13 protein-coding genes are annotated in these 26,744 nt (G+C 64.3%); 5 read left to right on the forward strand and 8 right to left on the reverse strand.

The features are described 5' to 3' along the window. The first annotated feature begins 7 nt into the window (after positions 1–7). On the forward strand, positions 8–1,162 hold the full coding sequence (locus B0E51_RS03950; RefSeq protein ID WP_077443529.1) for a lipase family protein: 1,155 nt from the start codon (positions 8–10) through the stop codon (positions 1,160–1,162). Positions 1,163–1,268: 106 nt separating this feature from the next. Here the strand turns inward: B0E51_RS03950 and B0E51_RS03955 are convergent, their stop codons facing one another. From B0E51_RS03955 to B0E51_RS03975, 6 genes are all read right to left on the reverse strand, one after another. Further along, complete coding sequence (locus B0E51_RS03955; RefSeq protein ID WP_077443530.1) at positions 1,269–3,341, reverse strand: M13 family metallopeptidase; 2,073 nt, start codon at positions 3,339–3,341, stop codon at positions 1,269–1,271. 207 nt (positions 3,342–3,548) lie between these two features. Then, on the reverse strand, positions 3,549–5,198 hold the full coding sequence (locus B0E51_RS03960) for a DUF3300 domain-containing protein (protein ID WP_077443531.1): 1,650 nt from the start codon (positions 5,196–5,198) through the stop codon (positions 3,549–3,551). A 192-nt stretch (positions 5,199–5,390) separates the two neighbouring features. After that, a complete protein-coding gene (locus B0E51_RS19450) occupies positions 5,391–5,558 on the reverse strand; it encodes a hypothetical protein (RefSeq protein WP_168172567.1) in 168 nt (55 codons plus the stop codon). A 303-nt stretch (positions 5,559–5,861) separates the two neighbouring features. After that, positions 5,862–9,581, reverse strand: a complete 3,720-nt coding sequence (locus B0E51_RS03965) for a translocation/assembly module TamB domain-containing protein (RefSeq protein WP_143525789.1) — start codon at positions 9,579–9,581, stop codon at positions 5,862–5,864. A gap of 76 nt (positions 9,582–9,657) precedes the next feature. After that, complete coding sequence (locus B0E51_RS03970; RefSeq protein WP_077443532.1) at positions 9,658–11,433, reverse strand: autotransporter assembly complex family protein; 1,776 nt, start codon at positions 11,431–11,433, stop codon at positions 9,658–9,660. A gap of 205 nt (positions 11,434–11,638) precedes the next feature. After that, positions 11,639–14,239, reverse strand: a complete 2,601-nt coding sequence (locus B0E51_RS03975; RefSeq protein ID WP_077443533.1) for a glycosyltransferase family 2 protein — start codon at positions 14,237–14,239, stop codon at positions 11,639–11,641. A gap of 428 nt (positions 14,240–14,667) precedes the next feature. Here B0E51_RS03975 and B0E51_RS03980 point away from each other — a divergent pair, with 428 nt between their 5' ends. Continuing rightward, a complete protein-coding gene (locus tag B0E51_RS03980) occupies positions 14,668–17,331 on the forward strand; it encodes a pitrilysin family protein (RefSeq protein ID WP_077443534.1) in 2,664 nt (887 codons plus the stop codon). Between the two features lie 85 nt (positions 17,332–17,416). Here B0E51_RS03980 and B0E51_RS03985 read toward each other — a convergent pair whose 3' ends face one another. Then, a complete protein-coding gene (locus B0E51_RS03985; RefSeq protein ID WP_077443535.1) occupies positions 17,417–17,884 on the reverse strand; it encodes a Dps family protein in 468 nt (155 codons plus the stop codon). Positions 17,885–18,003: 119 nt separating this feature from the next. On the opposite strand from B0E51_RS03985, the gene hrpA reads away from it, so the two are divergent. Next, positions 18,004–22,107 carry an ATP-dependent RNA helicase HrpA gene (gene hrpA / locus B0E51_RS03990; RefSeq protein ID WP_077443536.1) on the forward strand — a complete coding sequence of 1,368 codons (4,104 nt, stop codon included), beginning with the start codon at positions 18,004–18,006 and terminating at the stop codon, positions 22,105–22,107. A 9-nt stretch (positions 22,108–22,116) separates the two neighbouring features. Here the strand turns inward: hrpA and B0E51_RS03995 are convergent, their stop codons facing one another. Beyond that, positions 22,117–22,596 carry a hypothetical protein gene (locus tag B0E51_RS03995; RefSeq protein WP_077443537.1) on the reverse strand — a complete coding sequence of 160 codons (480 nt, stop codon included), beginning with the start codon at positions 22,594–22,596 and terminating at the stop codon, positions 22,117–22,119. Between the two features lie 171 nt (positions 22,597–22,767). Between B0E51_RS03995 and B0E51_RS04000 the strand changes: the two genes are divergently transcribed. Together B0E51_RS04000 and B0E51_RS04005 are read left to right on the forward strand one after the other, a co-directional pair. After that, on the forward strand, positions 22,768–24,891 hold the full coding sequence (locus B0E51_RS04000; protein ID WP_077443538.1) for a bifunctional (p)ppGpp synthetase/guanosine-3',5'-bis(diphosphate) 3'-pyrophosphohydrolase: 2,124 nt from the start codon (positions 22,768–22,770) through the stop codon (positions 24,889–24,891). 154 nt (positions 24,892–25,045) lie between these two features. Next, positions 25,046–26,740 carry a hypothetical protein gene (locus tag B0E51_RS04005; RefSeq protein WP_077443539.1) on the forward strand — a complete coding sequence of 565 codons (1,695 nt, stop codon included), beginning with the start codon at positions 25,046–25,048 and terminating at the stop codon, positions 26,738–26,740. Positions 26,741–26,744: the final 4 nt, after the last annotated feature.

The raw sequence follows: 26,744 nt of genomic DNA on the forward strand, positions 1-26,744 counted from the left end.
AGGGATCATGAGCACACTTTCACCTCGTCAGGCCGCAGCGATCGCACGCGGCGTCTATTTCCTGCTCGACCAGAGCTTCAGCGAATCCGCGGCACGTCATGACATCCTCGGTAGCGAGGGGATGTTCACGGTCAACGACAGCTCGCGCTTCGTCGGCCGCTCCGGCGGGCTGATCGCCTGCAAGAAGCTGAGCGGCTTCGGCTACATCGCTGCGGGCGAGGGTGCGTACCAGAACGAAGTGCTGATCGCGACCCGCGGAACCAAGTCCGGGTTCGACTGGCTGACCAACTTCAACGTTGGTGTGCAGCTCGGTCCAGGCGGCCTGCCGGTGCATGCCGGTTTCAACGAAACCTGGAAGTCGTTTTCCGCTGACGTCACCGACTTCTTGCGTGGGCGCAATCCCTCGGTGATTCACTGCGTCGGTCACAGCCTTGGCGGCGCGCTGGCCACGCTGAATGCGGATTACCTTTCCAGCATGCGTGCGGCCGAGGTCAAGCTGTACACCTTCGGTTCGCCACGTACCGGCGACATGTTCTTCGCGCGCAGCCTGAGCCAGCGAGTTACCGAGCAGAACATGTATCGCGTGCACCATCGTTCCGATCCGGTGCCCAAGATCCCGTTGTTCCCGTTTCATCATGTCCCGATGCAGGCGCCGGGCTACGAGTTGACCGCCGGCCCTTCGGGACTGATCAACATCAACGCGCACTTCATGGTGGACAGCTACATCCCTGGCGTCGGCGACCAGAGCTGGCAGACCTTGGGCAACCAGATTACGGCTGACGAGACCGAGGTGCAGCCGTGGCTTGCCCAGATGGGTTCAGGCGGTGGCGGCATCCTGATGGGCAGTGCAGCCGTGCTGCAGATGATCGGCAAGGCGCTGGCGTGGATTCTTGGCAAGGTGGCCTTTGTCGCCGTGGGTGCCGTTTTCACCGCCGGTATGACGGTGCTGGATCAACTGGCGTGGGTGCTCAGCAAGGGCGCACAGGCCTCGGTCGAGCTTTCGATGTATATCAGCACGATCATCGCGGCGATCTTCCGTTTCCTCGGCCGCACGGTGGTTGCTGGCGCATCGCTTACCACCAGCTTCATCCGTTGGGTGCTGGCTCTGCTGTACAACGCCCTGGCTGCGGTCGCACGTCGAGCTTTGTCCTTGGTGAAATGACAGGTAACGCAGCTGAGATCTAGCCAAATCACCCAAAGAGGCTGGAGCCTGCAAACGAAGAGGGCCGCATGTGAATGCGGCCCTCTTCGTTTCCGATGCTCGATACCTACCAGATCTTCACCCGATCCTTCGGGTCGAGGTAAAGCTTCTCGCCGGACTTCACGTCGAACGCCGTATACCAGGCGTCGATGTTGCGCACGGTCTGTGCGCGGAAATCGGCGGGGGCGTGCACGTCGGTGCTGAGGCGCTGGCGTAGCGCGTCGTCGCGGATCTTCGAGCGCCAGGCCTGGCCGAAGGCAAGAAAGAAGCGCTGGTCGCCACTGAGGCCGCCGATCACCGGGGCAGGCTTGCCGTCCAGCGACTTGTGATAGGCGAGATAGGCAATCGTCAGGCCGGATACGTCGGCGATGTTTTCGCCGAGTGTCTGCTCACCGTTGACGTGCAGGCCGGGTAGCGCCTGGTATTGGTCGAACTGATGCACCAGCTGCTGGCCGGCAGCCTTGAAGTGGGCCAGGTCAGCTGGGGTCCACCAGTTGGCGAGGCGGCCCTCGGCATCGAACTCGGCGCCGGTGTTGTCGAAGCTGTGGCTGATCTCATGGCCGATGATGGCGCCGATGGCGCCGTAGTTGGCGGCCGCGTCAGCCGTCGGATCGAAGAACGGCGGCTGCAGGATCGCCGCCGGGAAGTTCAGCGCATTCTGCAGCGGCAGGTTCACTGCGTTGACCGTCTGCGGCGTCATCCACCACTCGCCGCGATCAACCGGTTGGCTCAGCTTGGCCAGCTGGTGTGCATACTCGAACTTCTCCGCGTGCAGATGGTTGCCAAGCGGATCGTTGGCACGAATCTCCAGCGAATCGTAGTCGCGCCAGGCTTCCGGATAGCCGACGCCGACGCGCAGCGTGACCAGCTTGGCCTTAGCCTTCTGCCGGGTGGCCGGCGTCATCCAGCTCAAGGTGTCGATGCGATCGTTGAAGGCGGCGATGAGATTCTTCACCAGCTGTTGCACTGCAGCCTTCGACGAGGCCGGGAAGTAGTGCTTCACATAGAGCTGGCCCACGGCGTCGCCAAGATCGACATTGGTGGCGCCCACCGCGCGTTTCCAGCGCGGCTGTTGTGCCGGCGTGCCCTGCAGGGTGCGGCCGTAGAAATCGAAGCTGAGATCGGCATAGGCCTGTGGCAGCAGGGCGGCACCATGGTCAAGCGTGTGGAAGACGAGCAGGTCCTTCCATGCCTGCAGCGGCTCGCTGACGGTCAGTGCGGACAGGCCGGTGATGGCGACGGGCTGCCAGGCGTCGATCTGCGGCTGTCCGTCCAGGCCGGCGGCCTTGAAGTAGGTCGCCCAGTCGAGCCCCGGCGCCTTCTGCGCGAAGTCGGTCACGCGCCAGAGATTGTTCGCCTTGTGCACGTCCTGACTGTCAACCAGGCTTTCCTGTGCCTTGGCGATCTTGGTTTCCAGGTCGATCACGGTCTTCGCTTTAGCCTCGGCATCGGCGATGCCTGCCTGCTTCAGCAGTGCGGTGACATAGGTCTGGTATTTCGCACGGAACGCCGCCATGTGCGGGTCGTCCGACAGGTAGTAGTCGCGGCTGGGCATGCCCAGGCCGCCCTGCAGCAGGTAGGCGATGTTGCGTGAGGGGTCTTGCAGTCCCTGTGCCACGAACAGGCCAAACAGGTTTTCGGTGTGGAAGTTGGTGGCGTTGACCGGATCGACATCCGCACGCAGCCGGCTGCCCAGCACCTGGGCCAGATCCTGGCGCGAGGCGATCGCGTCGATTTGCGCGAGTTCCGGCTTGAGCGGGGTCAGGCCGTGCTGCTCGATCGCGGTCGTATCCATCCAGGCGGCATAGTAGTCGGCGATCTTGCGCGCACTGCTGCCGGCGGCGGGATGGCTGCTGCCGGCATTGCGAATCAGCTCGGCGGTGTCTTTCTCAGCCTGCTCGAATACCTTGAGAAAGGTGCCCGTGCTGGATCGGTCGGCGGGAATCTGTGCTGTTTTGAGCCAGTCGCCGTTGGCGTAACGGAAGAAGTCGTCGCCGGGTTTCACGCTGTGGTCGATGCCCGCCGGATCGATGCCGGAGGGAGAGCTCCCGTTCGCTGGCGACATCGGCATGGGCGTAGCGGCCCAGGCATTTGCGCCACACAGCACGGCGGTAGTCAGGATCCAACGTAGCTGGCGCATGGCACCTATCTCGGCATGAACGGAATGCCCAAGATAGTCCGCATGCCCACGCTTGTGGGCATGACTGATGGGCTACCAGATGACGGTGATCACCACGCAGCCCGTGGTGCCAATGCAATGAGTGCCACAGGGATGCCGGAGCTTCCTTCGGCGTGCGATGCCACCAGCCACATGCCATCGCTGGCGATGTGGCGTGGCGGAATGCGGTCAGGAATGATCGTTCTTGTCATCCTTGTTGTGCTTTTCATCTTTTTTGGCGGGTGCTGCGGGTGGATGCCCGGCGCGCGTTGGAGCGGCTTCGGGCCTGGGGTGCTGCATCGGAGCAGGGTGAGATGCCGGAGCAGGACGTGGTGGCATGGCCGGGCGAGGTTCAGCACGTGGAGCCGCTTCGGGCCGAGTTGCCGGCGTGACATGTTGCGGCATCGGTCGCATGGCACGGTTCGGTTCGGTTGCCGGTGCATGCGCGGGCAGTGGATGCGGCTGTGGCATGGTCTCGTGGTGCGCCGGCGCCTCTGGACGCGCCAGAGTGTTGGGCACATGTTCCGGAGGACGTGCACCCTGCTGCACAGTCGTGCCTTGGGGGGCGCTGCCGAAATGCGGCATCGACACGGGGCCACGTGGAGCTTCTGCCGGATGCTCGTTGGCTGCCGGATGCGGCAAGTTATTGCCTGCCTGATGAGCAGCGTCGCGGTTTTCCACGACCTGGTTCCGGCTGTTGTCGATATTGCGGGTGTTGTTGACCGTGGCGCGACTGTTGTTGATGTTGCTGGTGTTGTTGATCGTCGTGCGGCTGTTGTTGATGTTGTTGGTGGTGTAACGATTGACGATGGTGGTCGAACGCGACACATAGGTCGTGTTGTTGTGGATCACCGCCGGTCGCTGCATGCCACCACCCGAGCCGCGACCACCCCAGTTCATGCCCCAGCTGTGCCAGCCACCACCCGGCGGAGGCGGCGGGTTGTAGTTGTGATCGTGGTGATGATTTTCCAGCAGCGTGCCGATCAGGATGCCCGCACCGAAGGTGATGGCACCCGCGGTCACGATCTGGCCGGTGCTGTAACGCGGCTCCTGGTAGCTATAGCTGGGATAGACCGGCACATCGCCACCGTAGACGGTCTGCGGGTTGTAACTCGGGACATACACGGTGTCCTGCTGTGCCGGCATGATCTCGATGGCCTGCGGCGGCGCCTGCACCACGGATGGGCCGTTGTAATAGGCAGATCCCTGATCGTTGTCGGCGTACCCGGTAGTCTCGGCAGCAGCTACGGGTTGGGTCTGCACGACCTGCTGCGCATTGCTGCGCAGATTGCCCTTCTGGGCTGCCCGCTGGCGCATCACCTGGATGGCATTCATCACGTCAGTCGGATCGTTGACGTAAGCCTCGCCCAGTGAGCTGGTCCACTGGGGATTCCTCGCCATCTGATCCAGCACGGACGGGAAGGTGGTCAGTGCCTTGACGCTGGCATCCCACGGCTGCGGATTGACCTGCGTCTGCAATGCATCGCCTTTCAGGCCCGGATTCTGGGTCAGGAAAGTATCCGCAGCAGCGATCTGATCCGGGTACGTTGATCCGGCCAATACCTGGGCGACCAGGTTATCCGGGAACAGGGCGATCGGCGCCACCATCTGGTACAGCTGATCAGCCGAAGGTGGGGTATACGGTGCGGCTTGCGCAGCAGTCGTGGTTTGCGCAGGTGCCGATGTCGATGCCGATGCCGCCGAGCTTGCCGCAGCAGCGGAAGCCGAGCTGGCGGGATTCTGCGCTGGCGCCGGCGATTGATTGCAGCCGGCCAGAGCCACGAAGCCTGCGCAGAGCAGGGTATAAGTCGCATTTCGTGCAAGAGGCTTGCTGATCACGTGACAGTCTCCAGTGGGATGGTGCAGGCGCGATGTTGAGTGGATTATCGCCGTCGTGCTTGAACGGCTGCTGTCACGGCAATTCTCCGATAGCAGCAATACAGGTGATCCTGTGCAGTACAGGTGATCCAGTCCGTTCCGTTGTTTTGAATCGCTCGCCACACGGCAGGATTTTGAGGATTTCCGGCATGCTCACCTTTTCAATCGGGACTGCATCATGCCGCTGTGGCTCCAGAAGCGCCCGGTGTCACCACGCAGTGCGAACAGAGTGGCGCGGTAGATCGCGGTGAGGCGGCCGCAATACAGACTGCGTACCTTGGTGTAGGCCCAGCGCCATCCCCTTTTTTCTGTTTTCTTCATATCGACGACACCTGCAGCTGAGCGTATCTCTTACTCGGTCGTTGTCAGTTCATCGGTCTGATTCCAATGCTCAATTCGTTCGCGGGAACGGAGCGCACCAGTAACGCAAATCAATCCAGCCGACAGCATCATCCCGCCAGATAGTCTCCACTATCGGCAAGATTGGTTACGGAATCGTGATCACAAGGTTAGGTGGTGCTGAACTTATTTCATCATCGGAGATGGCGGCAGATGCGCGCTCGGTATTGTGAAGCGGTTGTTTGCTCATGCCGCGCAAGCACAGGCCGGATGGCGAACAGACTCTTATTTTTCGTAGCGATAGTTGAGGCTGGCGCGGCTGAAGTCGGTGGCGTTCTGCGCTTCGAGGTTCCAGCGGTGGCTGAGGCGGTAGCGCAGGGTGATGACTTCGCCGGGTTCGAACAGGCCGACGCCATAACTGAGATACAACCGCGGCGACAGGTATTTGCCCACGGTGAATGCGGAGCTGCCGCCGAGTGCCGCGTTGCTCGACACGCCGATGTCGTCCACGCCCAGCTTCGAGCCGACGCTCTTGGCGAGCAGGTCGCCGGCAGCTGAGCCAAGGGCCTGTGCGGCGGCACCGACCATATCGCCTTCGCCACCCTTCACCTGCGACAACGGCTTGCCGGTGACCAGGTACGACAGTGCGTCGGACTGCTCCATCACCGGATTGGAGAACACGGTGAGGATCGGCCGCTGCGCCGTGCCGGACACCAGCAGACCGACTTCCTGGCCTTCGTCGATGGTGGCGGTCGGATTGAGTGTGCGCATGGCGCGGATGTTCAGGCCAGGGTTGTCGATCGGCGTGCTGGCGAACAGCAGCTGGCCGCGCTGGATCTGCAGGCTCTGGCCGTAGGCACGGTAAGTTCCACTTACGGCAACCTGGCCTTGGCCGGTGGTGGCGCGGCCGGGACGTTCGATGACGGTGAGCACGCCGCTGAGCCGTCCGTCGAGGCCCATGCCAACAAGATGAGTCTTGCCGCCGAGATCGACCTTGACCTGCGCACTGATCGGCAGCCGGCCGCTGGCTTGTTCGCGTTGCTTCTCGTCGATCACCACCACGTCGGGTGACGCCTTGGTGGCGCCGGCACCGGGCAGCTTTTCCACATTCACGTCGGCGCTGTCGATCCCGACGCCGCCGCCGACGGTGATGCCGTTGGCATCCTGCTGTACGGTCAGATCGGGCGAGATCACCACTTTGGCGGCGGGGATGTCGGCAGCGCTGAACTGGCTTCCCTTGAGCGTGATCGCGGTCCGCGCATTCGCACCAAGACCGGCCGTGCCATGGATTGCGACGCTTCCCTTGCCGGACTGCACGCTGCCGTCGATACGGAATTGACGTGCGTCGGTGGTGCTGACCAGCAGCCGACCCTGGCTGAGCTTGAGACCAGCCGCGGGCACTTCGGTGGCGAAATCGGCGACCGTGGTCTGCCCGCTGATCGCCGGCTGCTGCAGCGTGCCGGCGAAGTGGAAGGCACCGTCGAGGCGGCCTTTCACACTCGCCACGTCGTTGCTCAGCAATTCGAGGAAGCCGAGGCTGTTCAGGCGCAGGGTGAGTTGGCCCCCCAGCGACTGCTGCGCGCCGCTGATCGTGATCTGGCCGTCCAGACGGCCACCCTGATCGAGGCCGCTGCGCAGGTTGATGCGCTGGCTGGCTGGGGTGAGCTCGGCATCCACGCTCAGCTGGTCGTAGCTCAGCAAGGGCGCGTCGGGGTGGTCGGTATAGGTGATGCTGCCCTGGGCGGAGTTGAGCGAGGCGGTGCCGCTGAATGCGCCAGCCGCGTTGCGATGGAGTTTGCCGGCACCGGCCAGCACACCATCGGCGCGGACCGGCAGGCCGCCTTCCCCGGCGGCGTTCAGCAGCAGGGCCAGTGGCAGGGCGCGCAACCGGTAGCTGGCATCGAGATTGCCACCCTTGTCCTGTTTCGCAGCGATGCACAGCAACGGGTCTCCGGCACTCAGGCACAGCTCGGACAGGTTCATCGCGCCGTCGCGATAACCCAGCTGTGTGGGCTGTTGCAGCCGCCAACCCGGCATGCCCTGCGGCTCGAGGTCGAGCGTGGCCAGTGTTCCGCTCCAGACGTCGCCCTTGCGTGCGCCATGCAAGGCCAGCGCGCCAGAGAGCTGGCTGCCGTAGGCGTCGAGGTTCAGTCGATGGTCGCCTTCACTGCCTTCGGCGAGCAGGTTGAGGCGCTGGAAAGTCAGCCCCTGCACATGCACACCGGTCGCCTGCAGGTCCAGCTTGCCGGCCGGGTGACTGATGTCGGGAATGCCGGCGATCAGGTGCAATGTATCCGCCCGCTGTTGCTGCCAGCTCACCGACTGGCCCCGCAGCTGGCCGTTGATGCTGAGTTTCGGCAGGCGTCCGCCGATGCTGAAATGGCCGTCCAGACGGCCGCCGGCATTCGGCAGCCAGTCACCCAGGGAGGCGATCGCCAGCTGCAGGTCCACGTTGTTGCCGGAGCCGGGTTGTGCTTCGAGCCTCACCGTGCTGCCGCCTGAGCTCAGCTGAAGCTGGCCGTCGACCACCTTGTCCGGCGTCAGGTGCAGTTTGCCTCCGGCACTGACGGTGCGATCGCGCAGCTTGCCGCCAAACTTGTGGATTTCCAGTGCAGCGTCGGGGCCATCCCTGGGCAGGCTGCCGCTGCTGGCGATATCGGCATCGAGCGCGCCGTTCCAGCCGGCGAACAGTTGGCCTGGGTCGAATCGGTCGGTGGTGATGTCGGCCTGCCACGCCAGCGCCGGCTGCAGGGTCAGCACACCGCTTGCCTGCAGCTGGCCATGCGGCTGTTTCAGCGCCAGGGTGTGCAGGTTGATCTGTTTTGGCGTGCCATCGAGATCGAGTGCCAGCGCGGCAAGTTTGCCGGGCGGGCCGATCGCGACATCGCCGACGGCGTGGTATTTCGCGGTGCTTCCGCTGGCTTTCAGCTCGCCATGGCTGGCCAGCACCTGGCCAGCCAGTTCGGCTGGCAGCAGCAGGTCGTTCCAGCGGATATCCAGCTCGGCGCTGAGTGGCCTGGCGTCGAGCTGCACGCTGCCGTTGGCCACGACGTTGCCCTTGATCTGCGGCGAGCCGAGTTCGAGTTGCTGCAAGGTCAGCGTATTGAAGTCATGGCTGACAGACGCGCGCAGCGGCTGCAGCAACAGTTGGCAATCGTTGAGGTCGATCCTGCCTTCAAGTGTGCCGCTGTAGCGATCGCCATGGCTTTGCACGGCAACAGCCAGGGTTTTCAGCGAGCTGTCGCCGAGCAACGGCTGTGGATCGAAACGCGGTGCATCGAGCGTGGCGGTCCACGCGTAGTCACCGTCCTGACTCAGCGTCAGCTGCAGTCGCGCGGTTGTCGGTGCACTTAAGCTGAGATCGACATGCGCCTGCTTGCCGTCACCATGCGTGACCAGACTGCCGGCGTAGTCGGTGTCACCGAGCTTCCACGCGAAGCCGGCACGGCCGTCGCCCTGGTAACGCTGGCCGATGGCCAGCGTGCCGGCGAGGTTGACGTGGCCGTCCGGTGCCTGCAGGGCGAGTTGCCTGAGTGCGATGCCTTGATGGGTCCAGTCGCCGGCCAGGTCGAGTCGGTCGGAAGCGAACAATAGCCGGCCAGCCTGACTCACCTTCACTGCGCCGACGTGCACGTGATCGAGCAGCAGATCGATCGGCGGCTGCAATGAGAAGCTGCTGGAGTTGCCGTTGTCGGGCGTCGATGGCGGTAGCGCGGCGTCGACATCTTCCACATCCAGTGCGAGCACGTGCGCACGCTTGGTCAACAAAGGCCAGATGCGAAGATCCAGATGCGCCTTTGCCACCTTGACCACGGTGCCGTTGCCATCGTCGTAGCGCACACCGGCCAGATCCAGTGGGCCAAGCAGGCGTCCCTGCGCCTGCTGCACATGGACGATGCCATGTGTGGCGGCTTGCACCCGCGTCAGCGCAAAGCGAAGACCGGAGGCGGTGCCAAGCAGCCACCCGGCCGTGGCGACCAGCAACACCAGTAAAAAAAGCAGCATCAGGCCGAGCCGGCGCAGCCAGTGTCGGTGGCGACGTGGGGTGGGCGCAGTGGCTGGTGCGGTCATCGTGTCCATCTCACAGATCCGGCCCGATCACCAGGTGCAGCTCGATGCCACGCGCCTGCGAGTCGTGGATCGGCGTGCCCAGGTCGACGCGGACCATGCCGACCGGGGAGCGCCAGCGTACGCCGAGACCGGCGCCGATCTTCGGCTGGTAGTCGACGCCGCTGAACGCATTGCCGGCATCGACGAAGGCGGCCATGCCCCAGTTGCGGGTGAAGTAATGCTCGACTTCGGTGCTGGCGACCAGCAGGCTCTTGCCGCCGATCACGCGACCATCGCTGTTGAGCGGACCGATCGACTGGTAACCATAGCCGCGCACTGAACGGTCGCCGCCGGCGAAGAACCGCAGCAGCGGCGGCAGTGCGGTGAAGTCGTCGGTCCAGGTGTAGCCGGCGCTGCCGCGCAGGATCAGCCGGTTGCGCTGACGTTCGCCGAACGCATGGATCCATTTCGCGTCGGCGGTGAGCTGGCTGAAGCTGGCATCGGACAGCAGGCTGCCCACCGTGCTGCGTGCAGCCACGCTGACCGACCAGCCCTGGTGCACGAAGTCGAAGTTGTCGGCCTGCTTGCGTGACAACGTGGCTTCGGCAAACACTTCCGTGCTGCGGCCGTGTTCGATGCCCGGCGTGTTGTCCGGTTCGTTGCCGATCTTGCCGACGGTGAACGTGCCATCCAGCGCATGTACACCCAACGTGCGCGTCCAGTCATGCCACAGCCGGGTCTCGTTGGCGACCAGCTCCAGCGTGCGCGATTGTGAGGTGTCGGTATTCGCGTCGCGGTAGTTCGCGCCGATGTTGTAGCTGCGCTGGTTGTCGCCCGGCAGCGGAATCGAATACAGCGTGGACAGCGTCTTCAGACGCTGCGCCACGACCAGCTCGTTCTTCCACTTGTGCCCACGCCGGTTCACCCAGCGCCGCTCGATGCCCGCGCGCATGCCGAAGCCGGTATCGGTGCCGATGAACGGGCCGCCGGTATAGATCGTGCGCTTGGCTGGCGCCAGCTGCACGTTGACGTCGACCACGCCCGCTTTCGCCTCGTCCACGTCCGGCATCACGTTGACCACCGCAAAATAATCGGCGCCGTTCAACGCCTGCTGCAGTTGCAGCAGCTGACCCTGCGAGAAGTAGTCGCCGGACTTGAATGGCACATAGCGGTCGAGAAAGCCGTCGTTGAACTGCGAACCCTCGAAGTGCACTTTGCCATAGCGGTAGCGCGGCCCGGCTTGCCAGGCCAGCTTGACGCTGGCGCTGTGATCGGCGCGGGTCACTTCGACCCGATGGGTGAGCAGTCTCGCATCGAGATAGCCATTCGCGGTGAGCTGTGCGCTCAGGGCATCGCGTGCAGCGTCGTAGGCACCGTGATCGAGCGTCTTGCCCTTCAGTCGTTCGATCGCACGCTGTGCACGACGGATCGGGACGATTTCAGCAGCCGTCTTGTCCAGTTGCACGTCGACTGCGGTGACCTTGACCGGCTCACCCGGCTTTACATGCAGGGTGACCCGCCAGTCCTTGCCGACCTGCTGCAAGTCGCCACTGACGCTGGCGTCGTAATAGCCGTACGGTTCCAGCGCGGATCTCACCTGATCGGTCGCGCGTTCGTACAGGCGGCGCACCTGCGCATCGCTGACTTCGCGGGTGGCGTATTGCGACAGCTCGACGCCCGCGGTCACTGCGCCTTTCAGCGGATCGTCGACGCCATCCACCGCGAGCTGCACACCGGCATGGGCCTGTGTCGACAACAGCACCAGCGGCAGTAACAGCTGGCTCAGGCGTCGGTGGAGGCGGCGCATGTGGTGGGTTCCGTCCTCATTGGCGTCTTTATGGGGTGAGGGCAGCTTACCCAAATAGTTGTTGGCTTCGTATAAAGCTGGCCGATTTCCTGAGTGCCAAAGCCGATACGTCATGCTTGATTTGCCGATATCGCCAAGGCGATATCGGCGGCAGGAGCGCGTGCCTGATTTGCCGATGCGACCGAGGCCGCACCGGCAGGCTGCATCAACCCGCCTTGTCGCCAGCCTTGTGCGCAATCCATGCGCCGACCACGGCCGAGACATACGGAATCGACTGCGCGGCGAGGATGAACATCCACAAGGTGCCTTCGATATAGCGCGTGCCATAGCCCAGCGCCATGCCGACAATGCACAGCATCAGCGCGATCGCCATCAATCCTTCCTCGCGCACCGGTGCAAAGGCGGCGAAATTGCTGCCGCCCAGGCGTCGGCTTTTCGCGGTGACCACGAACGAGGTCTTTTCGCGAGTCAGTCCGTGCAGGATGCCGCGCGCGATGGCATGGCTCAGGCCCATGCTGGCCAGCGAGGCCATCAACGTGTCGTACCAGCTGCATGGTACGCGGGAGCGGTACAGCACGATGCCGAAGATCGCCTTGGCGAAGAAGAAGCCGATCACCGGGATCAGGAACAGCTGCATCGGCAGGCTGAAGTACTGCGGATACGCCACCATGCCGGCGGTCCAGAACAGTGCCATCAGGGTGAAGATCAGGTGCAGCGCATCGGCGAACCAGCTGAACCAGCCGGTGAGGAAGTGGAAACGCTGACCGGCCGAGAGCGGACCTTTCCTGGTCATCCAGTCCCAGCGGCCCTTGAGGATCTGCATCGCGCCGAACGCCCAGCGGTAGCGCTGGCTCTTGTACGCCTTGAAGTCGGCCGGGGTAAGGCCCTTGCCCATCAGTTCATCGACGTAGACCAGCTCGTAGCCGGCGTGCATCAGACGCAGGCCCAGCTCGGCGTCTTCGCAGATGGTCCATTCCGACCAGCCGCCGGTACCTTCCAGCGCGGTGCGCCTGACCATCGTCATGGTGCCGTGCTGGATGATCGCGTTGCGTTCGTTGCGGTGATGCATGCCGATGCGGAAGAAGCCGTCGTATTCCCACGCGGTCATGCGGCGGAACGTGTTGTGCACGAACTCGCGGTGTGCCTGCGGGCACTGCACCACCGCGACCTTCGGATTGTGGAAATAGCCAGTGAGTGTGGCCAGCCAGTCGGCGCGCACTTCGTAGTCGGCGTCGATCACCGCCACCACGTCGGCGCGCGGGTCGGTTTCCTTCAGGCCGAAGTTCAGTGCGCCAGCCTTGTAACCCGGCCACGGCTCCAGATGGAAGAACCGGAAGTGCTGGCCGAGTTTCTCGCAGTATTCCTGCACCGGCTTCCACACTGCCGGATCCTTGGTGTTGTTGTCGATCACCAGTACTTCGAAGTTGGCGTAATCGAGCGCGGCCAGCGAATCGAGTGTGACGATCACCATCTCCGGCGGCTCGTTGTAGCAGGCCAGGTGGATCGACACGAACGGCTGCTTCTCCGGCGGGTCCGGGCGCAGCATGCCGGCATGGCGCACCCAGCCGCGTCGCCACAGCACCTCGGTGAACTCGAAGCCGTTGATCAGCAGGATCGACAGGATCGCGATCTGCGCCGGGAACAACAGCACCAGCATGGTCCAGTCGACCCAGCTCAGGTAGAAGTTGAACGGCAGCGTGGCCGACCAGGTCAACAGGCCGCAGGCCAGCTGGATCAGCATGCAGAAGAACAGCCGCCCCATCAGCTTGAAGCGGCTGAAACTGCGCGCGAACCAGATCATCGGCAGCAGGGCCAGCAGACTGGCGGCGATTGCCTTCCACGGCCATGCGGTGTCTTCAGTCACAGGGCCGGTGAAGGGGAATTTTGGCTGGCGGTCGGCGTTGAAAATACCCCAGTAGGCACCGGTGCGGCCTTCGCCGAGGCCTTCCTTCCACGGCTGGTCGAAGGCTTCGAGCAGGTAATAATCGATGTGGTGCAGCTTGGCCAGATTCAGCCAGTTGCGGATAAAGATGGCCTCGTTGGAAACCGACGGATCGGCATATTCATGGCGGTCGCCGTTGGACGGCCAGCCGATTTCGCCGACCACGACGTGCTTGTTTGGAAAACGCTGCTGGATTTCGTTATATGCACCCAGTGCCGCGGGTATCGCGTCGCTGCGCGGTATCCCGTTCCAGAACGGAAACAAATGGATGGTGATGAAGTCGACGTGCTCGCTCAGCTCGGGATACTTCAGCCAGATGAACTCAGGTTCGGCGATCGACACCGGCTGATGCACGGCCGCGCGCACCCGATCCAGGTAAGCCATCATCTGCTCGGGTGGCAGGTCGTTGCGGAACAGCACCTCGTTGCCGACGATGATCCGGGTGATGGTTTCCGGGTAACGGTGTGCCTTGGCGATCAGCAACTCGATTTCGCGCTCGTTGTTGTCCAGGCGCTTGTCGATCTCGGCGCCGGCCATCACCTTCAGGCCTTCCTGCTGCGCCAGTCGATACAGCTGCGGATTCTGCTGCATCGTGTAGGTGCGCACGTTGTCGGTGTACTTGTGCAGCAGGTGCAGGTCGGTGGTGATCTCGTCGTCGCTGGGATAGTCCTGCTTGAACGGGCTCTGGTAGCGCTGGAACACTGAAAGCGAAAAACCGCTGACCTGGCCATGCCAGTCGTCCGGGCCATGCGGCAAGTTGCCCCACCACCACAGTCCGATATTCATCGCGGCCACAACCAGCGCAAGCACCAGGGCGGTGAGCAGAGGATGCCGGCTGTCGTGGTTTGCTGCAGTGGCGCTCAAAAAAATCCCCGGCGAAGCCTGCGCAACAGGCGCTAAAGCTTGAGGAGCTTAACAATGCATGCCCATGGGCTCAACAAACATCGTCGGCCGTGGTCAGCGCATGGTCAGGCCTAGCGGGGAATTCGACGCATGGATGGGCTCCTCAGAGCCGCCAAGCAACTTGCACCGGGCAACGGATGTGATTCGAGAAAATCCGCCGACGAGAGGCTTGACGTCAGGAATCATTGCCAGTGCAGTTTGCTTGCCACGTCGGCACGCATTCCCATTGACTGGCAACCTTTGTTCCTCGATCACTAACCCTGGGCAACGGTTATCTGGCAACGTTGTCGAATGCCTGCCCGTCACTGCGGGTTGATCGGCGAGTTTGACCTGTCTGTGGACTGGATAAGTATCGAAAGTATTGCTGCAAACCTTTATGAGGATGTCTTGTGAAAAAGCATGTGGGATATCTGGCTGCCGCGATCGCGCTGGCCCTGGCCGGTACAGCTGCCGCGAAGACGAACGATGCGGATGTCACCCGCGCCACGCTCGACAACGGCTTGCGGGTGGTGATCGTGCGCGACGCGCTGGCGCCAGTGGTGACCAGCGAGATGAACTACCTGGTCGGCTCGGACGAAGTCCCCGATGGCTTCCCCGGCAGTGCGCACGCGCTGGAACACATGATGTTTCGTGGCAGCCCGGGGCTGTCCAAGGACCAGCTGGCGGCGATCGCGGCGAACATGGGCGGCGCGTTCAACGCCGATACCACGCAGGCCGTGACCCAGTACTACTTCGTGGCGCCGTCGCAGGATCTGGACGTGGCGCTGCATACCGAGGCCTTGCGCATGCGCGGGCTGGACATCGCCGACGCCGAATGGGCCAAGGAGCGTGGCGCGATCGAGCAGGAGGTATCGCGCGACCTGTCCAGTCCCGACTTCAAGTTCTATTCGCAGTTGCTGGCGCAGCTGTTTGCCGGCACGCCATACGCGCATACGCCGCTCGGCACGCGTGAATCGTTCGACAAGACCACGGCGGCCATGCTGCGCCGGTTCCACGACAGCTGGTATGCGCCGAACAACGCGATCCTGGTGATTGCCGGCGATGTCGATCCGGTCACCACGCTGGCCACGGTGAAGGCCCGGTTCGGCGACATTCCGCGCAGGCAGCTGCCGACGCGTCCCGCATTCGACTTCAAGCCAGTGCAGGCGAAGACCGTGCAGTTGCCTACCGACAGCCCTTACGGTTCGGTCTATATCGGCTACCGCATGCCCGGCATGCAGGACAGGGATTACGCCGCGGCGCTGGTTCTGAGCGAGGCGATGAGCTCGCAGCGGGCAGCACTGTTCGGCATGGGCATGGATGGTTCCGCGCTGTATGGCGGCTTCTTCGGGGAGTGGATGCCGCAGGCTGGTGGAGCCGTGGCGATAGGCATCTTCCCGCGTGGCGGCAATCCGCAGCCGGTGCTGGCGAAGATGCAGGCGATTCTGGCCGACGCAGCGAACAAGGGCGTCGACCCGGCGCTGGTCGAAGCGGCCAAGCGCAAGGCCATTGCCGGGCTGGAATTCAAGAAGAACTCGGTGGAAGGCCTGGCCAATGCATGGTCCGAGGCGCTGGCGTTCCAGGGTCTGGAATCGCCTGACGCGATGAAACAGGCGATCGAGGCGGTGACGCCGGAAGCGGTGGATGCGCTGGCCAGACGCACGTTCGATCCCGCGCACGCAGTCACCGCGATCCTGACCCCGCAGAGCTCGGGCAAGCCGGGCAGCGGCAAGGGTTTCGGTGGTGCCGAGAGTTTTGCCTCCAGCCCGGACAAGCCGGTGGTTCTGCCGGAATGGGCTGCACAAGCCTTTGCCAAACTCGAACTGCCGCGCTCCACCTTGCAGCCGGTGTCGTACACGCTGGCCAATGGCCTGCGCCTGATCGTGCAACCGGAGACGATCAGCGACACGGTACAGGTGTACGGCAAGATCAAGACCAACGGCGATCTGCAGGCACCCAAGGACGAAGACGGCGTGGATGAGGTGCTTGGCGGGCTGTTCGCGTTCGGCACGACTGGCATGAATCGCCTGCAGTTCCAGCAGGCACTGGACGAGATCAGCGCCGGGGAAAGCGCCGGCTCGAGCTTTTCACTGGAAGTGCCGGCCGCGCATTTTGCCGATGGCATGAAGCTGCTGGCCGACAACGAACTGCATCCGGCACTGCCGGCACAGGCGTTCGCGGTGGTGCAACAGCAGGTCGCGGGAATGGCTGCCGGTGAAATCCAGTCGCCCGACTTCCTTGCCCAGATCGGTCTCTACAAGGCCTTGCTGCCGGCGCACGATGCACAACTGCGCTATGCCACCCCGCAAACCGTGAGCAGCCTCAACCTGGACAAGGTGAAGCGTTACTACACACAGACCTTTCGTCCGGACATGACCACCATCGTCATCGTCGGCAAGGTCGATCCGGCGCAGGCCAGACAGGTGGTGGAACAGAGTTTCGGCGCGTGGCAGGCCACCGGCGCGAAGCCCGAGGTCGACTATGCCGCGGTACCGCCGAACAGGCATGGCCAATTGCACGTACCGGACAACAGCGCGGTGCAGGACAGCGTGCAGATGGCTCAGACCATCGACGTCACCCGTGACGACCCCACACGCTATGCACTCAATCTCGGCAACGAGGTGCTTGGCGGTGGCTTCTACGCCTCGCGGTTGTACCGCGATCTGCGCGACAAGCGCGGGCTGGTCTACAACGTCGAGACCAGCTTCGATCTGGACAAGCATCGCAGCACCTACAGCGTGTCGTTCGGCAGCGATCCGGACAAGGTGGCTGCGGCCAGTGCGCTGGTGGTGCAGGATCTGCAGCAGATGCAGCGCGAACCGGTATCCGACGACGACCTGCGGCGCGCCAAGGGCATCCTGCTGCGGCAGATCCCGCTGGGTGAATCGAGTTTCGGTGCAATCGGCCATCAGCTGCTGACCCTGTCGATCCAGGATCGCCCGCTGGATGCGATGAGCATCGCCGGCCAGCACTACCTGCAGCTGACCGCGCCGGAAGTGCAGCAGGCGTATGCGAAGCACATCCGCCCCGATGCGTTCGTCACCGTGGTGAAGGGACCGGCGCCGAAGGGTTGAAACACGCCATCGTCATCAAATGAAGACTGGAAACGGCGCTGCCTCGAAGGCAGTGCCGCTTCCTGAGGTCGATGGGCTGTCTTGTTTACTTCAGCAGCGAGCGCAGCATCCAGGCCGTCTTCTCGTGTTCCTTCAGGCGGCCGGTGACCAGGTCGGCGGTGCCCTCGTCGCCGGCGGCATCGGCACCCTTGATCGTCTCGCGGGCGGTATGGGCGGCGATCTCGTGGCCTTCGACCAGCTGGCTGACCATCTCCTTCCATTCCGGCACGCCGGATTCTTCCTTGATCGAAGTGAGCTTGCCGAACTGGCTGTACGAGCCCGGGACGAACACGTCCAGCGTACGGATGCGCTCGGCCACTTCGTCGGCAGCCAGCCACAACTCGTTGTACTGGGTCTCGAACATGGTGTGCAGGCTGTTGAACTGCGGCCCGGTGATGTTCCAGTGGAAGCTGTGCGTCTTCAGGTACAGCGAATAGGTGTCGGCCAGCAGCTTGGACAGATGCCTGGCGACCGCTTCGCGATCCTTCCTGGCGATACCGATATTCATGGCCATGCGCTTGCTCCTGATGGATGAATGGAAAAGCTTGTCCGCAAGGTTAGTCATGGGCTCTATTACAGGGAAATGAATGCTTTCGATCTCGCCGATAGCCAGCAGCTATCATGTGCGGTCCCATGAATGACCTCACGTCGCCCGCATCCGCCACTTCCCATGACGTCCGCCTGCGCGCCCTGCGCAAGGCGCTCGATGGCGTGTGCAGCCGCGACTTCGGTCGCCTGCTGGGTCGCTGGCGTGGGCTGTCGCGCAGGCCGGAGACGGGCAAGCTCGAGGCGCTGGCCGCCGAGATCGAACGATCCGCCGCGAAGCGCGCCGCGCGCAAGGCATCCAAGCCGGCGATCCGGCTGGACGAATCGCTGCCGATCACTGCACGCGCCGGCGACATCGTCGCGCTGATCCGCAAGCACCAGGTCGTGGTGATCGCCGGCGAAACCGGTTCGGGCAAGACCACCCAGCTGCCGAAGCTTTGCCTTGCCGCCGGTTGTGGCGAGGCCGGCATGATCGGTTGCACCCAGCCGCGCCGGCTGGCCGCGCGCTCGGTGGCACACCGGGTGGCGGAGGAGCTGGGCACGCCGCTGGGCGAACAGGTGGGTTTCCAGGTGCGCTTCAACGACCAGGTCTCCGAGCGCAGCCTGATCAAGTTCATGACCGACGGCATCCTGCTCGCCGAGACGCAGGGCGACCCCTGGCTGTCGGCCTACGACACCATCATCATCGATGAAGCGCACGAGCGCAGCCTCAATATCGACTTCCTGCTCGGCTATCTGAAGCAGTTGGCGAAGAAGCGGCCGGAGCTGAAGATCATCGTCACCTCGGCGACGATCGATACGGCGCGTTTTTCCGAACATTTCGACGGTGCGCCGGTGGTCGAAGTGGAGGGGCGCGCGTATCCGGTCGAGTTGCGCTGGCGTTCACTGGACGAAGTTGCCGCGCGACAGGGTCGCAGCAAGGACATGCAGCAGGGCAGCGCTGAACATATCGCCGCGGTGCTGGATGAAATCACCCATGACGACCCGCGCGGCGACGTGTTGATCTTCCTGCCCGGCGAGCGCGAGATACGTGACGCGCACCTGCTGCTGTCGCGCCGGCAATACCGCGAGACCGAGATCATGCCGCTGTATGCGCGCTTGTCCGCTGGCGACCAGGATCGCGTGTTCAAGCCTGGCATCAAGCGTCGCGTGGTGCTGGCGACCAATGTGGCCGAGACCTCGCTTACCGTGCCGCGCATCCGATACGTGATCGACACCGGCACCGCGCGGGTGAAGCGTTACAGTCAGCGCAGCCAGCTCGAACGGCTGCATGTGGAACCGGTGTCGCAGGCGGCGGCGGATCAGCGCAAGGGTCGCTGTGGCCGCGTGGGGCCGGGCATCTGCTATCGCCTGTACGACGAAGCGGACTTCGCCGGTCGTGCCGCGTTCACCGATCCGGAGCTGCTGCGTTCGTCGCTGGCCAACGTGATCCTGCGCATGCTGGCGTTGCGGCTGGGTGAGGTGGACGAATTCCCGTTCCTGGAGGCGCCTGATCCGCGCGTGGTGGCGGATGGCTATCGCCGTCTCGCGGAAATATCGGCGATCGACGACGCACGCAAGCTCACCGTGATCGGTCGCACGCTGGCGAAGTTGCCGATCGACGTGCAGCTGGCACGCATGCTGGTGGAGGGCGAGAAGCTGCACTCGCTGCGTGAGCTGCTCACCATCGTGTCCTTCCTCAGCATCCAGGACCCGCGCGAGCGCCCGTCCGACGCGCGCCAGCAGGCCGACGCGGCGCATGCCGCGTTCGCCGATCCGAAGTCCGATTTCGTCGGCGTGCTGAACCTGTGGCACGCCTATCACGACGCGCACGAGGAGTTGACCCAATCGAAACTGCGCGACTGGTGCTCGCGGCATTTCCTCAGCTTCATGCGCATGCGCGAGTGGCGTGAACTGCACCGGCAGCTGTTGCTGGTGGTGCAGGATCTTGGCTGGAAGCTGGATGGATCGGCTTCTGCGCCGCAAGCCGTGGAAAAGAGGCTGGAGTTGAGTGGGCATTCCGCGTCGAAACGGAATGCCTCTTCGCGTGTCCATGCCGCCCATGCGCCAGTGCCCCTCAAGGCAGCGGCCAGCGAGGACGATGCGAGTCGCCTGTACGAATCCGTACATCGCAGCCTGCTGACCGGCTTGCCGACCCAGGTCGGCCGCAAGGACGAGAAGGGCGTGTACCAGAGCACGCGCGAGCGCAAGTTCCAGGCATTCCCCGGCTCGGCGCTGTCCAAGGTCCCGCCGAACTGGATTTTCTCCGCGCAGATCCTCGATGTCGGTGGACGCGTATGGGGCATGATGAATGCACGGGTCGAGCCATTGTGGATCGAGCAGCAGGCCGCGCATCTGCTGCGCATGAGTTGCCGCGAGGCGCACTGGTCGAAGAAGCGTGGCTGCGTAGTGGCGTACGAGCAGGTCAGCCTGTTCGGCCTGGTGCTGGTGGAGAAGCGGCCGGTGACGTTCCAGCAGCAGGATCCGGCGCTGGCTCACGCGATCTTCCTGCGTGAGGCATTGACCCGCGGCGACATCGATAGTCGCGCCGATTTCGTGCGTGCGAACCAGCGCGTGCTGGAGGAGGCTCTGGGGATCGAGGCGAAGCAACGCCGCGGAGGATTGATCCGACACGAAGATGATCTGGTCGCGTTTTTCGAAGGCAAGTTGCCCGAAGAGATCGCCAGCAGCCGCGCGCTGGACGCGTGGTATCGCAAGACATGCCCGGCCGAGCAGGCGGCGTTGCGCTGGTCGCTGGACGACGTGATGGTCGGGGGCGCGGGGCTCGATGCGAAAGCGTTTCCGGTCGCGCTGGAAATTCCGCCGTTGGCCATGGATGGCCGAGTGCCGCGAGCGCCCCAAGAGGGGGCAGCCAAAGACCGGGCGCAGGATGCGCAAGAGCGGCCGCAGAGGTACCGGCTCGAATACCGCTTCGTTCCTGGCGACGAGGCCGACGGCGTGACCTTGCATCTGCCACTGGCAATGTTGAATGCACTGCCGCCCGCTCGCTGCGAATGGCTGGTGCCCGGTCTGCTGGTCGAGAAAGTGGCTGAGCTGATCCGTAGTCTGCCCAAGGCCCTGCGACGCAACTTCGTGCCGGCACCGGATTTCGCGCGCGCCTTTGTCGGGGCTGAAGCGCCGCGTGACGAAGCGTTGGCGAAAGCATTGGCGAGCTTCCTCAAGCGCACCACCGGCGTCGAGACAGCTGCCAGTGAATTCGGCGCAGTCGAGTTGCCGGCGCACTTCCGGATGCGTTATCGCCTGCATGACGAGCAGGGCAGGACACTCGGCACTTCGCGTGATCTCGCTGGCTTGCGCGGGCAGTGGGAGGGGCAGGCGCGCGAGGCGTTCTCGCGCAAGACCGATATCGAACTGACCCGCGAGGACGTGGCCAGCTGGGACTTCGAGGAAATTCCGGCGCAGGTCCGCTCCGACGGTGGCCTGATGGCGTTTCCCGCGCTGGTCGACCTGGGCGAGACGGTGGCGTTGCGCGTGTTCGAACGCCGCGACGAGGCGCAGGCTGCGCATGCGCAAGGCGTGGTGCGGCTGCTGCGCAACGCGCTGGCCAGCGACATGAAGCAGGCGCGCCGACGTTTGCCGATCGCCAATCCGCTGTCGTTGAAGTACGCGCCACTGGGCAGCGTCGATGGCCTGCGTGAGGATCTGGTCGAAGGCGGTTTCGCCGACCTGCTGGAGCGCCACGAGCTGGATGTCCGCACGGCCGGTGCGTTCGAGACCTTGCGTGCGCAGGCCTCACGCGAGCTGTTTGCTACCGCGGTGGAGCGGCTGAAGCTGGGCGAGCCGATCATCGAGGCGCAGGCCGAACTGAAGCCCTGGCTGCAACCGCCATTGATGGGTTTCGCCCGCGCCAGCTACGACGATCTGCGCGAACAGCTTGACGCATTGCTCACACCAGGCTTCCTGCGCGAATTGCCGACAGCACGACTCGCCCACTATCCGCGTTACCTGAAGGCGATGCGCCTGCGCGGCGAACGCCTGCGTCAGGATCCGGCGAAGGACCAGCAACGCATGCTGCAGGTCATGCCGTACTGGCGCGCGTACCTGCAGCACCGCGCCGCCGGCACGGCAGCGCTCGACGAATTGCGCTGGCTGATCGAGGAGTGGCGCGTCTCGCTGTTCGCGCAGGAACTCAGGACCGCCGAACCGGTATCGGCCAAGCGGCTGGCGAAGGCGCTGGAGGCGCTGTCCTGACTCGTGTGGTCAGCGCACCCGCTCGACGTGCGCGTCGCCGTTGCAGCCGTCCACATACATCAGCCAGCTGCTCATCAGTGACGGCTTGATCTTGACGACGGGGTTGTCGGCGCTCATGCAGGAGGGTGCATCCGAGCTGACCTGCTTCCATACCTGACCATTGTCCAGGGTGAACTGGTCCTGGCCATGCCAGCCGTCGAAGTGCCCCACGATATGCGCGCTGATCTTGCTGCGTTTTGTCTTGTCGGCATAAAACACCGGCTTGCCGCTGGCGTCGACTAGTTTGGTGGTGACCTTGCCATGTGTGCTCAGCCAGTTGTCGAGATTGGCCAGCTCCTGCGGCGACAGCTTGTCCAGTCCGGCCGCCTTGAACTCGGCGTCACTCATGCGCTGCTGCAGACCGGCGGCCTGCTGGGCGTGCACGGACAGGCCGCACAACGGCAGTACCAGCAGCATGGACAGGATCAGGTGACGGGGACGGATCGGCATGGGTGGGTCCTCTGGGCGCGATGGATCACGGAACGGAATGATGGTCGATTCTGCGCGGTAAACCGCTCTCAGGCCAAGCGTCGCTCATGCTGGCCGCACTATTCAAGCGCGTGACGGCCGCCGGTGCATGGCTGCGGCTACCATAGCGGTCTGTACCGGACATCCTGTTTCATGGCCCGAGCCGTCAAATCCTCCAGCCTGCAGTCGTGGCGCGATCGTGCCCTCAGCTTGCCGCCACTGCTGGCCGAGGCGCTGCAGGCGTGTGCAGCACATTCCGTTCCCGAGGCCGAATGCGGCGACGTGCTGGATCTGCTCGGCTTGCTCGGTTGCGATGCGCAGACCCAGGCCGCGGCGCTGTGGTTCGAACTGGCGCGGGTCGATCCGGCGCTGTGGACAGCCAAGGCCCCAACCCTTCCCGCCGAGTTGCAGCGGCTGGTCAGCGGGCAGCAGGCGGCCGAGCAGGTGTGGGCGCTGCACGCGCAGCGCTCGCCGGATGGCGCCGCCGAAGGGTTGCGCCGGCTGTTGCTGGCGATCGTGCGCGACCTGCGCGTGGTGTTCGTGCTGCTGGCGCGGCAGCTGGCTCGCATGCGTGCGGCGGTCACGCTGCCTGAGCCGGAGCGGGAGGCGCTGGCACGGCTGACACGCGACATCCACGCGCCGCTGGCGAACCGGCTCGGCATCTGGCAGCTGAAGTGGGAACTCGAAGACCTGGCCTTCCGCTATCTGCAGGCGGACACCTATCGGCGCATTGCGCAACTGCTGGACGAGCGCCGCACCGACCGCGAGACGTTCATCCGCGAATCGCTGGATGAACTGGGAAGTGCGCTGCAGGCCGCCGGTATCCATGCCGATCTGGCCGGGCGGCCGAAGCACATCTACTCGATCTGGAAAAAGATGCAGCGCAAGGCGCTGGAGTTCTCCGACCTGTACGACATCCGCGCGGTTCGTGTGCTGGTCGACAATGTCACTGACTGTTACGCCGCGCTTGGTGTGGTGCATGCACGTTGGCCGCACCTCCCGGGCGAGTTCGACGACTACATCGCACGGCCCAAGGGCAACGGCTACCAGTCGCTGCATACCGCCGTGCTGGGGCCGGCTGGCAGGACGCTGGAAGTGCAGATCCGCACCCACGAGATGCATCGTGCGAACGAACTGGGCGTAGCCGCGCACTGGCGTTACAAGGAAGGTGGCAGCGCCGATGCCGAATTCGAGGCGAAGATCGCCTGGATGCGCAAGCTGCTGGAGCCGCGCGGCGAGGACGACAATGCGCTGGCCGCCGACCTGCACACCGAGCTGCTGGAGGATCGCGTCTACCTGCTGACGCCCAAGGGTGAGGTGTTCGATCTGGCGCGTGGCGCCACCGTGCTGGACTTTGCCTATCTGGTGCACACGGAAGTCGGCCATCGTTGTCGCGGCGCCAAGGTCAACGGCCGCATCGTGCCGCTGACGTTCCAGCCGCAGAGCGGCGATCGGGTGGAGATCCTCACCGCCAAGGTGGCTGATCCCAGTCGCGACTGGCTCTCGCCGCATCACGGCTACCTCAACACGTCGCGTGCGAAGGACAAGGTGCGCGCGTGGTTCCACCGGATCGCCCACGACACCAATCTCGCGGTCGGCCGCGGGATGTTCGAGCGCGAGTTGAAGCGTCTGGCGCTCTCGACGGCCGACGTGGCGAAGCTGCCGGCGCATTTCCATCTGAAGAACCACGACGAATTGCTGATCGCGCTGGCGCTGGGCGAGATCACGCCCGGCCAGATTGCCCGTGTGCTGCAGGAGGCTGCGCAGCCGGTCGAGCCGACGCTGACCCCGGTCACGGCGCGGGCGACGAGCACGCCCGAGCATGGCGCGCTCAGCATCGAGGGCATCGGCAACCTGTTGACCACGCTGGCGCGTTGCTGCCAGCCGCTGCCGGGAGATGCCGTTCGCGGCTTCATCACCAAGGGGCGCGGCGTGTCGGTGCATCGCGTCGATTGCGGCAGCCTGGCGCGACTGGCGCGGCGCGATCCGGATCGGGTGATCGAGGTCAGCTGGGGACGGGTCGCCGCGAAGGCCTACGAGATCGATATCGAGCTGCGCGGCTACGACCGCAAGGGACTGCAGAAAGATGTCACCGGCCTCATCAGCAATGCCGGTACCCATATCATCGCCTCAGCCAGCCGGCTGATCGCGAACACCGGCGAGGTGGAGATGCGCTTCACTCTGCGTGTACGCGATTTCGACCAGCTGTCGACCCTGCTCGGCAAGCTGCTGGCACTGCCGAATGTGGTCGACGTGCGGCGCGTAGGTACCGGTTGAACTACCGGTATCTCCGTGAGTCCCAGTCTGGGCAGCCCTGCTTTGCAGATGGGTCGAGATGTGTACGCCGCAAGCTGAACGCCCGTTTCGGCGATGCGAAGCGCGTCGGTGGCCCGATGCTAAGCTGCATGCGTTGCTTGCACAGACATGGAACATGAGCGGACGCCGAGACCAGCACGACGCGAATTCACACGGTCGCACCGAACCTACCCTGGGTGATCTCGATCACCTTGACGCTTCGCCGCGCGCGCCTTCCGGCGATGATCTGCCGCAGGTCAGAATCGAACCACGTCGCCCGCGTGAGCGAACGCCGCCGGCGCCACGTCGTGGGGGCCGGCGTGGCTGGCTGGTGCCGTTCCTGTTGCTGCTGGTGATCGGAATGGCAGCGGCGCTGTGGGTCAATCAAAGCCGCTTGCGTGGCATGTTGCCGCGCACCGATTTCAACAATGTGCTGGGACAGGCACAGCAGGCCTTGCAGGCTGGCCATCTGGACGGCCAGGACGGCACCAGTGCGCGCGAGCTGTTCCAGGCCGCGCTGGCGCTGGAGCCGGACAACGACCGCGCGCGCGCCGGCCTGCGCCAGGTGGGTCAGGCCGAACTGTCCCAGGCCGATGCCGCGCTGCAGGCTGGCCAGCTCGGCCAGGCTGCACAGCAGGCGGCGGTCGCCCGCGAGTTGCTTGGCGGCGGCAGCGACATCGACCGGCTCGACCAGTCGATCAGCAATGCGCGTGCAACACAGGTGCATACCGTGGATCTGGTGGATCGCGCCCAGCAGGCACTGGCCGCCGGCCAGCTGGACGGTCCGCAGGGCGCAGGTGTGTTGTATCGGCAGATATTGCAGACCGATCCCGGCAACGCGGTGGCGGCACATGGTCTGGATCAGGTGGGTGATGCGCTGGCGGTGCGGGCACGCAAGGCATTCGATGCGAATGACGGCACCACGGCGAACGCCAGCATCGAGCAGCTCGCCGCCTTGCAGCCAAACAATGGTGCGCTGCCGGCGCTGCGCGCGCTGCAGGCGCAAGTACGCCAGCAGGACAACACTGAGCTGGATGCGGCACTCAAGCAGGGTCAGGATGCGTTGCGCGCTGGCCGCATCGGCGGTTCCGGGGACGACACCGCGCTGGCTCATTTCCAGGCTGCACTGGTGCTGGATCCAGGCAATGCGCAGGCCCGGAGCGGGCTAGGTGATGTGGCGGAGGCGCTGACTGTACAGGCGAACGCGGCGATCGATGCCGGCGACATGACGCAGGCCGGCAAGTTGCTTGATCAGGCCGCCGCCCTGGCACCGAAATCGGCCGACCTTGCTGCCGCACGGGCGCGACTGGCCAGCGCCGCGCGAGCGCCCGGCGCCACGCCGCCGTCGGATGACGACGTTGCAACTCCCGCACCGGCGCCACTGTCACCGCAGCAGAGCGCCGCGGTGGCACGGCTGGTGCAGCGCGCCCAGATGGCGACACGCAGCGGCAACATCATGATGCCGCCCGGCGACAGTGCGTATGACCTGTATCGCAGCGCGCTGGCGATCGATGGCAACAACGCCGATGCCATGCAAGGTCTGCAGGGATTGCCGGGCCAGGTCGAGCAACAGTTCAACCAGGATCTCGCCAACGGCAAGCTGGGGCAGGCCAACGACATGCTGGCGAACCTCGCCGATCTGGCACCGGGTGATGCGGCGCAAGGCGCACTCGGCAACCGGCTGGCATCGGCGTGGCTGGACCAGGCCGAGCAGCAGCTGTCGAACGGTGATCGTGCGGGTGCCTCGCAGTCGCTTGAGCGAGCCCGCAAGCTGGCACCGAATCACCCGCGCGTGCTGGATCTGAGCGCGCGCCTGCAGGCCAGTCAGTGAGCGC

It is taken from the genome of Rhodanobacter sp. C05, from assembly GCF_002001165.1.
GTDB lineage: Bacteria > Pseudomonadota > Gammaproteobacteria > Xanthomonadales > Rhodanobacteraceae > Rhodanobacter.

What these genes read in the sequence shown, in the direction of transcription:
- B0E51_RS03950 (WP_077443529.1), top strand. Translation starts at nt 8, where the DNA reads ATGAGCACACTTTCACCTCGTCAGGCCGCAGCGATCGCACGCGGCGTC.
- B0E51_RS03955 (WP_077443530.1), bottom strand. Translation starts at nt 3,341, where the DNA reads ATGCGCCAGCTACGTTGGATCCTGACTACCGCCGTGCTGTGTGGCGCA.
- B0E51_RS19450 (WP_168172567.1), bottom strand. Translation starts at nt 5,558, where the DNA reads ATGAAGAAAACAGAAAAAAGGGGATGGCGCTGGGCCTACACCAAGGTA.
- B0E51_RS03965 (WP_143525789.1), bottom strand. Translation starts at nt 9,581, where the DNA reads ATGCTGCTTTTTTTACTGGTGTTGCTGGTCGCCACGGCCGGGTGGCTG.
- B0E51_RS03970 (WP_077443532.1), bottom strand. Translation starts at nt 11,433, where the DNA reads ATGCGCCGCCTCCACCGACGCCTGAGCCAGCTGTTACTGCCGCTGGTG.
- B0E51_RS03985 (WP_077443535.1), bottom strand. Translation starts at nt 17,884, where the DNA reads ATGGCCATGAATATCGGTATCGCCAGGAAGGATCGCGAAGCGGTCGCC.
- hrpA (WP_077443536.1), top strand. Translation starts at nt 18,004, where the DNA reads ATGAATGACCTCACGTCGCCCGCATCCGCCACTTCCCATGACGTCCGC.
- B0E51_RS03995 (WP_077443537.1), bottom strand. Translation starts at nt 22,596, where the DNA reads ATGCCGATCCGTCCCCGTCACCTGATCCTGTCCATGCTGCTGGTACTG.
- B0E51_RS04000 (WP_077443538.1), top strand. Translation starts at nt 22,768, where the DNA reads ATGGCCCGAGCCGTCAAATCCTCCAGCCTGCAGTCGTGGCGCGATCGT.
- B0E51_RS04005 (WP_077443539.1), top strand. Translation starts at nt 25,046, where the DNA reads ATGAGCGGACGCCGAGACCAGCACGACGCGAATTCACACGGTCGCACC.